This window comes from Nonomuraea sp. 3-1Str (assembly GCF_031570565.1).
Taxonomy (GTDB): domain Bacteria; phylum Actinomycetota; class Actinomycetes; order Streptosporangiales; family Streptosporangiaceae; genus Nonomuraea.
Map to the genome: position 1 here is coordinate 93350 of NZ_JALHBK010000018.1, position 13582 is coordinate 106931.

General features: G+C 73.0%; 15 protein-coding genes and 1 tRNA gene. 7 read left to right on the forward strand and 9 right to left on the reverse strand.

Annotated features, from left to right (window positions below):
- Positions 1-48: 48 nt before the first annotated feature.
- Positions 49-279 (forward strand): heavy metal-associated domain-containing protein, encoded by a 231-nt coding sequence (locus tag MTP10_RS26450; RefSeq protein ID WP_310712384.1) that lies wholly within the window; start codon positions 49-51, stop codon positions 277-279.
- Between the two features lie 157 nt (positions 280-436).
- Here the strand turns inward: MTP10_RS26450 and MTP10_RS26455 are convergent.
- Positions 437-508, reverse strand: a tRNA-Val gene (locus MTP10_RS26455).
- A 441-nt stretch (positions 509-949) separates the two neighbouring features.
- Between MTP10_RS26455 and MTP10_RS26460 the strand changes: the two genes are divergently transcribed.
- A complete protein-coding gene (locus tag MTP10_RS26460) occupies positions 950-1366 on the forward strand; it encodes an SsgA family sporulation/cell division regulator (RefSeq protein ID WP_175594684.1) in 417 nt (138 codons plus the stop codon).
- 15 nt (positions 1367-1381) lie between these two features.
- Here the strand turns inward: MTP10_RS26460 and MTP10_RS26465 are convergent, their stop codons facing one another.
- Positions 1382-1939 carry a DUF305 domain-containing protein gene (locus tag MTP10_RS26465; RefSeq protein WP_310712385.1) on the reverse strand — a complete coding sequence of 186 codons (558 nt, stop codon included), beginning with the start codon at positions 1937-1939 and terminating at the stop codon, positions 1382-1384.
- A gap of 268 nt (positions 1940-2207) precedes the next feature.
- On the opposite strand from MTP10_RS26465, the gene MTP10_RS26470 reads away from it, so the two are divergent.
- Both MTP10_RS26470 and MTP10_RS26475 read left to right on the forward strand, forming a co-directional pair.
- Complete coding sequence (locus MTP10_RS26470; RefSeq protein WP_397334514.1) at positions 2208-3437, forward strand: LVIVD repeat-containing protein; 1230 nt, start codon at positions 2208-2210, stop codon at positions 3435-3437.
- Positions 3438-3479: 42 nt separating this feature from the next.
- On the forward strand, positions 3480-4091 hold the full coding sequence (locus MTP10_RS26475; RefSeq protein WP_310712387.1) for a methyltransferase domain-containing protein: 612 nt from the start codon (positions 3480-3482) through the stop codon (positions 4089-4091).
- Positions 4092-4215: 124 nt separating this feature from the next.
- Here the strand turns inward: MTP10_RS26475 and MTP10_RS26480 are convergent, their stop codons facing one another.
- The 3 genes from MTP10_RS26480 to MTP10_RS26490 are packed head-to-tail and all read right to left on the reverse strand — an operon-like array spanning position 4216 to position 7000.
- Positions 4216-5046, reverse strand: a complete 831-nt coding sequence (locus MTP10_RS26480; protein ID WP_310712388.1) for an aminotransferase class IV — start codon at positions 5044-5046, stop codon at positions 4216-4218.
- Positions 5043-6056 carry a chorismate-binding protein gene (locus MTP10_RS26485; RefSeq protein WP_310712389.1) on the reverse strand — a complete coding sequence of 338 codons (1014 nt, stop codon included), beginning with the start codon at positions 6054-6056 and terminating at the stop codon, positions 5043-5045. The genes MTP10_RS26480 and MTP10_RS26485 overlap by 4 nt, the downstream gene beginning before the upstream one ends.
- A complete protein-coding gene (locus MTP10_RS26490; protein WP_310712390.1) occupies positions 6023-7000 on the reverse strand; it encodes a LysR family transcriptional regulator in 978 nt (325 codons plus the stop codon). Before MTP10_RS26490 ends, MTP10_RS26485 begins: the two co-directional genes overlap by 34 nt.
- 57 nt (positions 7001-7057) lie before the next feature.
- On the opposite strand from MTP10_RS26490, the gene MTP10_RS26495 reads away from it, so the two are divergent.
- Entirely contained in the window at positions 7058-8263 is a 1206-nt protein-coding gene (locus MTP10_RS26495) for a Rid family hydrolase (protein WP_310712391.1), read from the forward strand.
- Between the two features lie 16 nt (positions 8264-8279).
- Here MTP10_RS26495 and hutH read toward each other — a convergent pair whose 3' ends face one another.
- Both hutH and MTP10_RS26505 read right to left on the reverse strand, forming a co-directional pair.
- Entirely contained in the window at positions 8280-9830 is a 1551-nt protein-coding gene (gene hutH, locus MTP10_RS26500; RefSeq protein WP_310712392.1) for a histidine ammonia-lyase, read from the reverse strand.
- A gap of 15 nt (positions 9831-9845) precedes the next feature.
- The gene (locus MTP10_RS26505) at positions 9846-10562 is read right to left on the reverse strand and encodes a helix-turn-helix transcriptional regulator (RefSeq protein WP_310712393.1); all 717 of its coding nucleotides are present in this window, start codon (positions 10560-10562) and stop codon (positions 9846-9848) included.
- Positions 10563-10669: 107 nt separating this feature from the next.
- Here MTP10_RS26505 and MTP10_RS26510 point away from each other — a divergent pair, with 107 nt between their 5' ends.
- Complete coding sequence (locus MTP10_RS26510; RefSeq protein WP_310712394.1) at positions 10670-11419, forward strand: SDR family oxidoreductase; 750 nt, start codon at positions 10670-10672, stop codon at positions 11417-11419.
- Positions 11420-11430: 11 nt separating this feature from the next.
- Here the strand turns inward: MTP10_RS26510 and MTP10_RS26515 are convergent, their stop codons facing one another.
- On the reverse strand, positions 11431-12180 hold the full coding sequence (locus MTP10_RS26515) for a glucose 1-dehydrogenase (protein ID WP_310712395.1): 750 nt from the start codon (positions 12178-12180) through the stop codon (positions 11431-11433).
- 128 nt (positions 12181-12308) lie between these two features.
- Positions 12309-12716 (reverse strand): Dabb family protein, encoded by a 408-nt coding sequence (locus MTP10_RS26520; protein ID WP_310712396.1) that lies wholly within the window; start codon positions 12714-12716, stop codon positions 12309-12311.
- 121 nt (positions 12717-12837) lie between these two features.
- Between MTP10_RS26520 and MTP10_RS26525 the strand changes: the two genes are divergently transcribed.
- Positions 12838-13497: a TetR/AcrR family transcriptional regulator gene (locus MTP10_RS26525; protein ID WP_310712397.1), complete on the forward strand. Its 660-nt coding sequence runs from the start codon at positions 12838-12840 to the stop codon at positions 13495-13497.
- The last annotated feature ends 85 nt before the right edge of the window (positions 13498-13582 follow it).

Here is a 13582-nt window from a genome sequence, read left to right on the forward strand (position 1 = left end):
GGCAGGGGCAGACGTAGCCTCGAAGCGTCCTGAGAGGAAGAGGACACCATGATCACTGTGGCGTACAGCCTGGTCGCCTACCAGCTCACCGGCTTGTCCTCGGAAACGTGCGACCACTGCCTGGCGACCATCAGGACCGAACTCATCCAGGTGCCCGGCGTGGTGGGAGTGGAGGTGACACCGGCCACCTCGCGCGTCAGCATCCTGACGGACGGGCCGGTCGACGAGCGGTCGGTCCGGGCCGCCATAGAGGCGGCGGGATGCGTGGTCGTCGAGTAGGGCGCCGGCGCGAAGGCCGGGCCATGGCCCGGTACGGCCGGGCGGGCTGTCGGCCAGGGCGTGGGTGAGCGCTGGTCGCAGGGTCCAATCAGGGTCCAGACATGAAGAAGGCCAGACCCGCGACATGCGGTCTGGCCTTCGACCTGGTGAATTCCGGTGGGCGATACTGGGATCGAACCAGTGACCTCTTCGGTGTGAACGAAGCGCTCTCCCGCTGAGCTAATCGCCCGCCCTGGCGGCCCCTTGCGGCGCCGACGGGAAAACCATACCGCACTCCAGGACCACCTGGCGAAGCGGCGGCGCGCCGGGAGGCGGACTGGGACGGAGATTCGAGGGAAAGGGGGTGGTTGCCCATCGGCGGAGCGGGTCGGTGGCATACCATCGACGTGTTCCGGTAGGAGCCGATCGTGATCTTTTCTCCGGAAACGTTCATGAAGGATTACGCCGGAGCCGACCGGAGGGCGCGCAAAGCCCTCGCAAATACCAGCCAACAGATGCCGTTTGGCCAGATAGATGCCCGAATGTCCAGCTGTGAGGTGCGTTACAGAAGGCCCTGGAAGCGGAATCTTTCCTACAGGTTTCTTCGTTCCGCGTCATAGCTCAGGACGAAGTCCGTCAGAGCAGCGAAAGCCCCGAAGAGGGGACCTACGACGAAAAGGTTTGGCTGACGATGAACAGCACCACCGTCTCCGCCGAGCTTGGCCTTCGGCTTGTGGTCCCCGACCGAACGACCGTCCCCCTGCTCGCCGGACTCAGCTACACCGCCGACGACCCGTACGCCATCCGCATGGCCTTCCACGTGGGGAACGACGAACCGGTCGAGTGGATCTTCGCCAGGGAGCTGCTGACCGTCGGCATCGTGCGCCGCGTCGGCGACGGCGACGTGCAGGTGTGGCCGGCGCGCTCCGACGGCGAGCGCACCCTGCACATCAGCCTGACCTCCCCGTTCGGCCAGGCACTGTTCGAGGTGCCGCTGACGCCCCTCACCGAGTTCCTGCACCGCACGTACGAGAAGGTGCCGGCCGGTCGCGAGACCGACTTCATGGACCTCGACGCCGAGCTGACCAACATGCTCTGGCCCTCCTGAACCCCCCAGGATTCCCTAGCGGCCGGGTAGCGCCTGCAGCGTCCTCCTCATACGGGCGATCTCGATGCTCTGGCCCGCGTACACGTCTCGCGCCATGCGCCGCATGCCCACGTCGCGCCCGCCGGAGAGCTGCTCCCCCGCCATCCTCAGCGCGCCCTCGTGGTGCCTGATCATCAGGCGCAGGAACAGCCGGTCGAAGGCGGCGTCGCGGGCGGCGCGCAGCGCGTTCATCTCCTCCAGCGTCGCCATCCCGTAGCCCACCTGGCCGTGCTCGTGCCCGGCAGGGACGGAGCGGCCGAGGCCGGCGAGCCAGCGGGTCATCACGCTGATCTCGGGCTGCTGGGCCGCGGCGATCTGCGCGGCGAAGCCCCGCACGGTCACGTTCCCCGTGCGCTCCGCCACCAGGGCGGTCATCTCCAGGGCCTGGCGATGGTGCGGGATCATGCCCTCGGCGAAGCGGACGTCCGCCGCGCCCGGCTCCCTGTCGGCCTGGCCGACACGCTCCCCAGGCGTCGCCGTACGGGCCGGAGCCCCCGGTTCGTCCGGGACGATCACCGGGGCGCCCGTGCCCACGGCCGAGGGTCCCTCCGGCCGCTCGGCACACGCGGCTACCGCCAATACCGCCATAATTGCGACAAGGTGCGGTACGAACCGGGATCGTACTGACATAGCTTCCATACTGGGACACAAGACGAGGGGTGCGTGCGTGTTCTCTGCCAGGGCTCGGGGGGCGGTGTTGTGCGCGGTCGCCCTGTTCGTGTCCGCGTGCAGTTCGGGATCGGACCCCGGCGGGTCCGCGCCGCGCTCGGGAGGCACCTCACGGGGGTCGGGTGACGACACCGTGATGACCAGCCCCAACGTCAAGCTCGTGGCCAACGTCCCGCGTTCGGCGCCGCTGAACAACGAGATGGACTGGAACACCGACCTGGCCTTCCAGGGGGACTACGCGTTCGTCGGCAACTTCGGCGGGTTCTCCGTCTACGACATCAGCGATCCGGCCAGGCCGAGGACGGTCAGCCAGGTGGCCTGCCCGGCCCAGCAGAACGACGTCTCCGTCTACGGCGACCTGCTGATCCTGTCGGTGGACGAGCCCCGCAGCGACGCGGGCTGCGGCTCCGACGAGGACACGCGCGCCTGGGAGGGCCTGCGCATCTTCGACATCAGCGACAAGGCCCGCCCCACGTACGTCTCGTCCGTGGCGACCGAGTGCGGGTCGCACACGCACACCATGGTGCCGCAGGGCGAGACGCTCTACGTGTACGTCTCCTCCCCGGGCGGTGAGGCGGACTCGGCGACCTGCACGCCGGAGCACCAGGTCATCCAGGTCGTGGAGATCCCGGTCAAGGACCCCCGCTCCGCGAGGGTCGTCGCCAAGCCGAACATCTTCCCGGAGCGCCAGAAGGGCAGCGGCGGCTGCCACGACATCACCGCCTTCCCCGAGAAGAAGCTCGCCGCCGCCGCCTGCTTCGGCGACGGCGTGCTGCTCGACATCTCCGACCCCGTCAACCCGACGGTGCTCCAGCAGGTACGCGACGAGGCGAACTTCCAGATCTGGCACTCGGCCACGTTCAACAACGACGCCACCAAGGTCGTCTTCAGCGACGAGCTCGGCGGCGGCAACGCCCCCACCTGCGACAGGAACACCCCGCAGACCAAGGGCGCGAACGCGATCTACGACATCGTCGACGGCCGGATGGAGCGCCGCGGCTACTTCAAGATCCCCCGCGAGCAGGAGAAGGACGAGAACTGCGTCGCCCACAACGGCTCCCTGGTGCCGGTGCCGGGCAAGGACGTCATGGTGCAGGCGTGGTACCAGGGCGGCGTGTCGATCTGGGACTTCACCGACTCCTCCGCCCCCAGGGAGATCGGCTTCTTCGAGCGCGGACCGTTCCCGGACGGCGGCGACGATCCCGTGGCGGGCTCGTGGTCGGCGTACTACTACAACGGCTACATCTACTCCAGCGACATCCGCGAGGGGCTGGACGTCATCTCCGTCGACGACCCGCTGACGGACCCCGCCAAGAAGGTCACGATGGACGACTTCAACGTGCAGACGCAGAAGACGTACTGACGCCGTCCGCGGCGCGGACGGCCCGTGCCCGATAATCGCCTCGTGACGATTCCCCCTCAGATGGCCGATGCCTTCGACGAGCTGGCCGGCGACTACGACAACGACCACCACGACGAGATCGCCCGCCTGCTTCTCGACCTGGTCCGACCGGCCGCGGGCGACAGGATCGCCGACGTGGCCTGCGGCAACGGCGCCGTCGCGCTCGCGCTGGCCCGGGCGGGTGCCACCGTCCCCGTCGTGGCCGTGGACATCTCCCCCGGCATGATCGCCGTCGGCCGTGAGCGCGCCGAAGCGGCCGGCCTGGCCACGGCGATCGACTGGCGGGTGGGGCAGGCCGTCCCCCTGCCCGTGCCCGACGCCTCGCTCGACCTGGTCCTCTGCTCGTCCTCGCTGCACTTCCTCGGCTCGACGGCGCTGGCCGACTGGCGCCGCGCGCTGCGCCCCGGCGGCCGGGCCGGGTTCACCCTGCCGGTGGCCGGGCAGTTCCGGCCCAGCGGCGCGTTCGCCGCGCTGGTCGCCTCGGACGTGCCCGTCCCCGGCACCGCCGGCGAGGCGTCGGAGTTCGCCCGTACGGCGGGCTTCGTTCAGGCGGAGTCGCGCCTGGCGCACGTCGGCTCCCGCGCGGTGATCCTCACCGTGGCGACCAATCCCTGACGTCCTGCCGGGAAGGCGTCAGCGTAGGCGTGATCGCGCCCGGACCGGTATGGTCGCGCACGCCGTCGACCGTGTCGCGGTGGCAGGCCCGGGCGGCCGGTCGGTGCCGCCCGGGTGCGGGGTGTCAGGGGTCGAGGTCGCCGGCCGAGCGCTCGGCGAAGACCCGCATGGCCTTGGCCGTGATCGGGCCGGGCGCGACCGGCAGCTCGGTGTCGTCGACGAGCCTGATCGGCTGGATGTCGCGGGTGGTCGAGGTCAGGAACGCCTCCTCGGCCTCGTACAGGGCCGACAGCGGCACGTCGGCCTCCTCGCCGCCGCACCACTGGAGCGTCAGTGCCCGCGTGACGCCCGCCAGGCACCCGGACTGGAGAGTGGGGGTGAGCAGGCGGCCGTCGCGGACGATGAAGATGTTGGAGCCGGTGCCCTCGCACAGGTCGCCGGCGAGGTTGCCGAAGATCGCCTCGCCGCCACCGCGCGCCTTGGCGTAGGCCAGGGCCTTGGCGTTGTCGCCGTAGGAGGTGCTCTTGACGCCGGCCAGCGCGCCGCGCTCGTTGCGCGGCCAGGGGACGACGGTGACGTTGGCCGTGACGGGGAACGGCTTCTGCTCGTCCACGATCACCACGGAGGTGGTGCCCTGGTCGCCGCGGTCGGAGCCGAGCGGGCCCGGGCCGCTGGTGTAGGTGATGCGGATGCGGCCGAGCGCCCACGCGGGGGCGGCGGCCAGGCACTTGCCGATGCCCTCGGCGATGGCCTCGACGTCGGGCTCGGGCAGGTCCATGCGCTGGGCCGAGAGCCTGAGCCGGTCGAGGTGCCGGGTGAGGGCGAACGCGCGACCGTGAACGATCTTCACGGTCTCGAACACGCCGTCGCCGACCATGAGCCCGTGGTCGAACACCGAGACGGTCGCCCGCTGCGGGTCGATCAGCTCCCCGTTGACCCAGACAGGGATGTTCATGCAGTGCCTCCTGAGGATGCCAGTGAGATGAGCCTGGACGCCTTCAGCTCGGTCTCGAGCCACTCACGCCGGGGATCGCTCTCCCAGGTTATGCCCGCGCCCGTGCCGAACCGGATCTCGCCGGCGGCGATCCAGAACGTGCGGATGCCCACGGCCAGCGCCGCCCTGCGTCGGGAGGCGTCGACCCAGCCCACCGCCCCACAGTACGGCCCCCGGGGTTCGGGTTCGAGCCGATTGATGATCCGCAGCGCCGACGACTTGGGGGCCCCGGTGACCGAGCCGGGCGGGAACGTGGCCGCGAACAGCTCGGCCCAGCCCGCGCCGGGCCGCAGCCGGGCGCGGACCGCCGAGACGAGGTGGACGAGGCCGGGGTGCTCCTCGACGGCGCACAACGACGGCACCTCGACGGAGCCGACCTCGGCGACCCGGCCGAGGTCGTTGCGGACCAGGTCGACGATCATGATGTTCTCGGCGCGGTCCTTGTCGAGGAGGTCGGCCGCGGTGGCGCCGGTGCCCTTGATGGGGCGGGACTCGACGACGTCGCCCTCGCGCGACAGGTACAGCTCCGGCGAGGCGGATACGACGGTCGCGCCCGGCACGTCGATCACCGCGCTGTACGGGGCCGGGTTGCCCGCGGCCAGCCGGGCGGCCAGGGCGAGCGGGTCGGCGTCGTGCGGCACCGGTGCGGTCAGGACGCGGCACAGGTTGGCCTGGTAGACCTCGCCCCGCTCGATGTGGTCGCGGATGGCCTGGACGCCGCGCTCGTAGGCGGCCCGGTCGAGCGAGCTGCGCCACCGGCCGGGCGGCGGGCCGTGCCAGGGGCGGCGGGGCGGCGGCAGCGGCGCGGGGCGGACGTGGTCGAAGCGGGCGCACGTCGCCTTGCCCTCGTAGTCGGCGACGACCGCCCACCAGCCGTCGCCGTCGAGGGCGGCGAGGTCGGTGGTCAGGTCGCGCAGGCCGGTGGCGAGGACACCGCCTACGTGGGCGAAGGAGTCGTGCACGGCTCCCATTGTCCCAGCAGCCGGAGGAACTCCAGCGCCGCGGGCAGCGGCGTCCTGGGCAGGGCCGCGTACACCTTCCGCGCGGGGGCGGGGCCGCGCAGGGGGCGCAGCACGACGGTTGGCGGCACGCCGCGGGCCGCCAGCTCCGGTACGAGGGTGACGCCGAGCCCGGCGGCGACGAACCCGAACTTCCCCGTCCACTCCGCCACCCGCAGGCCGCCGCGCGGGGTGAACCCGGCGGCGGCGCAGGCCGCGGCCAGCAGCGTCGGCTGGCCGCGGGGCGCGGCCTCGATCCACGGCTCGCCCGCCAGCTCGCGCAGTTCCACGGTGTCCTCGCGGGCCAGCCGGTGCTCGCGCGGCAGGGCGACGAACAGCCGGTCCTCGCGCAGCAGCACGGCCCTCCCGGGACCGGCGTCGTCCCCACGCGCGCCCCGGGGCTGCTCCGGTGGTGACTCGCGGAGGGTGAAACCGGCGGGCAGGCCAGCCGGGTAGTCGCTGATGACCGCGATGTCCAGCGCGCCCGCCTGGAGGCGTTCGACCAGCCGGGAGGTCAGCCCCTCCAGCACGCGCGGCTCGACGCGCGGCCGGGCACGGGCGAACCGCCTGAGCGTGCCCGGCACGAGGTCCACGTTGGCCGTGGCGAACGCGCCGACGCGCAGCGTGCCGCCGCTGCCCCCGTGGATCGCGGTCAGCTCCTCCCCCGCGCGTTCGAGCCGGTCGAGGACGGCGCCGGCATGGGCGTGCAGCGCATGCCCCGCCGGGGTGAGCCGTACGCCCCGGGCCAGGCGCTCGAACAGCGGGCCGCCGGCGGCGCGCTCCAGGGCGGCGATCCGGCGGGAGACCGCGGACTGGGTGTAGCCGAGCAGCTCGGCCGCCGCGGTGAACGAGCCGTTGCGCGCCACCTCGTCGAACAGCCGGAGGGTGGCGGTGTCGAAGGCATTCGTGTCAGTCATGGCTGCCATGCAATGTAGTCGGTGGTGGAATCTCTCGCCACCCGGTTCACTGGGCCCATGACTGCTTTCGAGGGAAAGATCGCTTTTCTTGGACAGGGCCGGATGGGCGTCCCCATGGCGCGGCGGCTCGTGGACGCCGGCCACCAGGTGACGGTGTGGCGGCGCGGGACGGATGTCACGGCCGCCGAGGCGGTGCGCGGAGCCGCGCTCGTCGTCACGATGCTGCGCGACCCGGCCGCGGTCCGGGAGGTGCTGACCGCCGCGCTGCCGGGGCTGGCTCCCGGGGCGACGGTGGTGGAGATGTCCACGATCGGCCCCGAGGCGGTGCGGGAGCTGCGGGCGCTGCTGCCCGCGTCCGCCGGGCTGGTCGACGCGCCCGTGCTGGGCAGCGTCGGGCCGGCGGCGGAGGGGACGCTGACCGTGCTCGCCGGAGGGCTGGACGGCCCTCGGGAAGGGGACGGGGCAGTGGCCGCCGGGCTGCGGGAGGTGCTGTCGGTGTTCGGGACCGTGCGCGCGTGCGGTCCCCTGGGCGCGGGCGCGGCCGTGAAGGTCGCCGTCATGAGCGCGATCGTCCCGGCCCAGGTGCTGGTCGCCGAGACGTTCGCGTACGGCGAGGCGCACGGGGTGCCGCGTGAGGAGCTGGCGGACGTGCTCGCGGGCACCCCGCTCGGCGCGGTGTCCGAGCGGCTGCGCGTCCCCTCACGGGAGACCCGGTACGCGCTCGGGCTGGCGGCCAAGGACCTGGCGCTGGCGGCGTGGCCCGAGGCGTCGCTGGCCACGGCGGCCCGCCGGCGGCTGCAGGAGGCGGAGGCCGCGGGCCTGGGCGGGCGTGACCTCACCGCGATCGCCGGCCACGTCACGGGCGGCCGGAAGGGGCGGCGGGCCGTGCCGCTGAACCCGCCGACCGTCCCGCCCACGAACGGCATGTACTCCCACGCCGTCCGGGCCGGCGACACCCTCTACGTCTCCGGGCAGGCCGCCCTCGACGAGCGGCACCGCGTGGTGGGCGAGGACGACATGACCGCCCAGTCCGAGCACGTCTTCCGGAACCTGGAGCGCATCCTGGCCGACCAGGGCGCGACGTTCGACGACGTGACCTTCATCAGGACGTACCTGACGGACATGGACCGACGGGCCGAGTACGGCGCGGTGCGGCGGAAGTACCTCACCGGGACGCCGCCGGCGAGCACCACCGTGGAGGTGCCGAAGCTGTTCATGCCGGGGCTGCTGCTGGAGGTCGACGTCGTCGTGGCCCTGCCCTGACCCCGGGCCGCGGGGGTCAGTCGAGCGGGCCCGTGACCGACTCCACGGCCGCGATCACCGAGCCGTCCGCCACCAGGCGGACCGCGGCGTCGATCTCCGGCGCCAGGAACCGGTCCGGCCCCGGGCCGGGGACCGTCTCGCGCAGCGCCTCGACCACGGCGGCCGTGGCCGGCGCGGGACGGAGCGGGGCGCGCAGGTCGAGCGCGCGGGCGGCGGTCAGCACCTCGACCGCGAGCACGCGCGTGAGACCGTCGACGGACCGGCGGAGCTTGCGCGCCGCCGACCAGCCCATCGAGACGTGGTCCTCCTGCATGGCCGAGCTGGGGATCGAGTCGACGCTGGCGGGCACGGCCAGCCGCTTGAGCTCGGAGACGATGGCGGCCTGCGTGTACTGGGCGATCATGTGGCCGGAGTCGACCCCGGGGTCGTCGGCCAGGAACGCGGGCAGGCCGTGGTTGCGCGCGACGTCGAGGAAGCGGTCCGTGCGGCGTTCGGACATGGAGGCGAGGTCGGCGGCGACGATCGCCAGGAAGTCCAGCACGTACGCGACGGGGGCGCCGTGGAAGTTGCCGTTGGACTCGACGCGGCCGTCGGCGAGCACGGCCGGGTTGTCGACGGCGCTGGCCAGCTCCCAGGTGGCGACGTTGGCGGCGTGGGCGATCGTGTCGCGGGCCGCGCCGGCGACCTGGGGGGCGCAGCGCAGGGAGTAGGCGTCCTGGACGCGGGTGCAGGCGTTGGGGTCGCGGTGGCTCTCCATGATGGCCGAGCCGGCCAGGATCCTGGTCATGTTGGCGGCGGCGCGTGCCTGGCCGGGGTGCGGGCGCAGCGCCTGCAGCTCGGGGGCGAAGACGCGGTCGGTGCCGAGCAGGGCCTCGACGCTCATCGCGGCGCTGACGTCGGCGGTCCTGACCAGGCGGGTGAGGTCGTCGATGGCCAGGATCAGCATGCCGAGCATGCCGTCGGTGCCGTTGATCAGCGCGAGCCCCTCCTTGGCCGCCAGCTCGACGGGCTCCACGCCGGCCTGCTTGAGCGCCTCGGCCGCCGAGGTGAGCCGGCCGGAGGCGTCGCGGACCGGGCCCTCGCCCATGAGGGCCAGCGCCACGTGCGCCAGGGGTGCAAGGTCGCCGGAGCAGCCGAGGCTGCCGTACTCGTGGACGACGGGCGTGATGCCCGCGCTGACCAGCCCGGCCAGCGCCTTCGCGGTGGTCGGCCTGATGCCGGTGTGGCCGGTGGCCAGCGTGTGCAGGCGCAGCAGCATGAGCGCGCGCACTACCTCGGGCTCGACCTCGGGTCCGCTGCCCGCCGCGTGCGAGCGGACCAGGGAGCGCTGGAGCTGGGCGCGCAGCGCCGGGTCGATGTGGCGGGTGGCGAGCGCGCCGAAGCCGGTGGAGACGCCGTAGGCGGGGACGGGACTCTCGGCCAGCTCGTCCACGCGCTGCCGCGCGGCCGACACCGCGGCGACGGCGTCGTCGGTGAGCTGGACGGCGGCGCCGTGGCGGGCCACCCGGATGACGTCGTCGAAGGTCAGGGGCTCCGGGCCGACGTTCACGACTCCGTTGTCGCGCATGGTGTTCTCTCTCGTTCAGGTAACTGGCGTATGCGATGTTAGCTCCTTACCGGAGAACAGCGCCGTCAGCCCTTCCCTGCCCGCTTCGGTCACGCTCACCGCTCGGGGGACCGGCCCCCGGGCGTACCAGCCGCGCTCGAACAGCACGGCGGTGATGGCGGCGCCCAGGGAGCCGCCGAGGTGGGCCCGCCGCTCGGTCCAGTCGAGGCATTCGGGGGCGAAGCGGCGCCTGGTCCGGCGCGCTCCCTCGACGTCCACGCCCAGGAGGCCCAGGAGGCGCTCGCCCTCGGGCGTCACCTCTCCCCCGGTCAGGCAGCCGGCGGCCCGCAGGCCGTCGAGCAGGCCGACCCCGGCCCGGCCGGCCAGATGGTCGTAGCAGGTGCGGGCCTCCTCCAGCATGCGGGCCTGGCGCGACTGGCGCAGGGACCGCACGGGCGGCCGCCCGCCGAACCTGGCCAGCACCTCCAGCACCTCGGCGATCTCGTGCCCGGCCAGCCGGTAGTAGCGGTGGCGGCCCTGCCGTACGACGTCGACGAGCCCGCCCTCCAGCAGGCGGGACAGGTGCGCGCTCGCCGTGGCGGCGCTCACGCCCGACATGCGCGCCAGCTCCCCGGCGGCCAGGGCCTGGCCTCCCAGCAGGGCCGTGAGGATGGCGGCCCTGGTCGGGTCGGCGATGAGCGCCGCGACGGGCGCGATGTCGGCGTCGGCCGCGACGTGCTCCATTGCTGCCATGTCCACGACCCTAGCGCCGGAATGTTTCGCCGCCGGCCGAAGGATGCCGCCGCGGAGACCCGGCGGCTAGGCTCGAAGATCGTACGGCGAGTTCGGAGGTGTTCTCCTTGACGGCAGCGAACGGCGGGCGGGTGGCCCTCGTCACCGGCGCGTCCCGAGGGCTGGGCGGCGTGATCGCGCGGCGGCTGGCCGCCGACGGGTGGGCCGTGGCGGTCAACCACCGCTCCAGCGCCGGCGAGGCGGGCGCGGTCGTGGAGCGGATCCGGGCGGACGGCGGCGCCGCCGAGGCGTTCGCGGCGGACGTCACGGACGACACGGAGGCCCCCGCCCTGGTGGAGCGCGTCGCCGACCGGCTCGGGCCCGTGACGGCGCTGGTGCTCAACGCGACCGGCCCCCAGCCCGCCGTGCCCGTCGAGGACCTCACCTGGGAGGCGCACCTCGACCAGCTCCGGTTCTTCGTCAAGAGCCCCACCCTGCTCGTACGGGCGGCGCTGCCCGGCATGCGCGCGGCGGGCGGCGGCCGGGTGATCCAGATCGGCTCCGACATCGTCGACCGGGCCCCGCCCGGCATGTCCGCCTACACGGCGGCGAAGGCGGCGCAGTTCGGGCTCACCCGGACATGGGCCCGCGAGCTGGGCCCGTACGGCATCACGGTCAACCTGGTCGCGCCCGGCTGGATCCCCGTCGAACGGCACGCCCACCACGGCCCCGAGGACATCGCCGCCTACCGGGACGACGTGCCCCTGGGCCGGATGGGCACGCCGGAGGACGTGGCCGCCACGGTGGCGTTCCTCGCCTCGGACGCGGCCTCGTTCGTCACCGGCGAGCGCGTGACGGTGAACGGCGGCCACACCTGAGCCGGTGACGGTCAGATCTGGTTCATGCCGCCGTCGACGTACAGCTCGGCGCCCGTGATGAAGCTGCTCTCGTCGGAGGCCAGGAACAGGGCGGCCGAGGCGGCCTCCTCGGGCGTGCCCATCCGGCCGAGCGGCACCAGGTCCACCAGGGCGTTCCTGAGGCGGTCGGCCTCGGCCGGGTCGGGCGCCAGACCGGTGACGCCGGGTGTGTCGATGGGGCCGGGGCTGAGGGTGTTGACCCTGATCGCCCGGCCCCTGAGCTCGTTGGCCCAGGTGCGGGCGAAGGAGCGGATGGCCGCCTTGGAGGCGCTGTACACGCCGAACGCCTCCACGCCCTTGGCGCCGGCGGTGGAGCCGGTCAGGATCACCGAGGCGCCGTCGTTGAGCAGGGGCAGCGCCTTCTGGACGGTGAACAGCGTGCCCCTGACGTTGCTGCCGAAGGTCTGGTCGAAGTGCTCCTCGGTGACCTGCTCCAGCGGCCGGAGCTCCCCGCCGCCGGCGTTGGCGAACAGCACGTCGACGCCCCGGCCGCGCTCGGCGACGGCGGCGTAGAGCCGGTCGAGGTCGCCCAGGTCGGCCACGTCGCCCCGGACGCCGGTGACGTTGCCGCCGATCTCGGTCACCGCGGCGTCCAGCGCCTCCTGGCGGCGGCCGGTGACTAACACGTGCGCCCCCTCGGCCGCGAACCGCCGGGCCGCCGCCAGCCCGATCCCGCTGGTGGCGCCGGTGACGACGGCCGTCCTGCCGTCGAGCTGTCCCATGATCGTCTCCTGTCACGCGGCGGACCCGGTCGTCAGCTCAAGGATGTCCCGGAAGCCGTTCCGCCCGGGTATGCGCCACGGCCGGTACGGGCAAAGAAGACGTCGCCGTGTGGTGACCCCGGACCAGGTCAGGCGCCGCTGGGGATCCGCCCGCCCGAGACCGACTCGACGAGCCGCCCCCACTCCGGGTACGTCTCCACCTTCTTCAGGTGCAGCGCCATGACCTTGCCGGCCAGCTCGGGGTCGAGGTCGTCCGACAGGCGCGCCGGCGCCAGTCTCTCCACCCGCGGGATGATCGTGTAGTCGCCCTCGATGTGCACCGGGTCGTGCATGTACCGCTCCAGCGCCTCCAGGTCCGCGATGCCGACGCAGTAGGCGTGGGTGTAGCCCTCGGCGGGGTCGCCCAGGTCCTGGCCGACCGTCGAGAACGACACCGACTCGACGGACGCCGTCCGCCGCATGGCCGCCAGGACCTCGGCCCTCTCCTCCTCCGTCGTCCCGCTCCTGAAGCTGAAGCGCAGGATGTTGACGATCATTTCTCTCCTCATTGGTCTTTTCTTCTAAACTCGTCGGTTCACCGTAACGACTTATCCGGTCCATCAGCAAGAGTGAACCCGCGAGTTCACTCGCGACCCGGTCGAGGGGTACCCTGCGGACGTGACGGAAACGACGGCTGCCACCGCCCGCAAGGGAGCGCGAGGACGCATCGACAAGCGGCAGGCCATCCTCGACGCCGCCTTCACCGTCTTCGCCCGGCGGGGCTACTCGCAGGCGTGCGTGCAGGAGATCGCCGAGGAGGCCGGCGTCGCCAAGCTCACCGTGTACAACCACCTGAGCGACAAGGAGAACCTGTTCCGGCAGGCGCTGACCGCCGCCGCCGAGACGGTGTCGGAGGAGTGCCTGGCCGTGGCTGACCGGCTGCGCGACCCGGGCGACGACCTCCGGCCGGCGTTGGAGGAGGTCGCGTACCGGCTGCTCCACGTGTGCCGGGGGGAGCGCGCCCACGCGCTGCGCTGGCTCACCTACGCGCAGATCGCCCGCTTCCCCGACCTGGTCGACACCGTCCAGAGCCGCACGTCGCACCGGCTCGGCGAGGGCCTGGCCGACCGGTTCGCGCGGCTCTCCCTGTCCGGACGGCTGCGCCCGTGCGACCCCGCGGTGGCGGCCGAGCAGTTCCTGGCGCTGCTCACGGGGCCGCTGGAGGCGCGCGGCCGGCTCGGCACACAGGAGGTCACCGACGCCGAGGCGGGTGGGATGGCGGGGTCCGCGGTCGACACCTTCCTGCGGGCGTACGGCCCGGAGACCCCGCCCCCCTGAGTCGGCCACTCCTTCCCACCCGAACTGCCCCCGGAGAACGGCTTGCCCGGAGAACGGCTTGCCCGCGGACACTTCCCGCGACCGG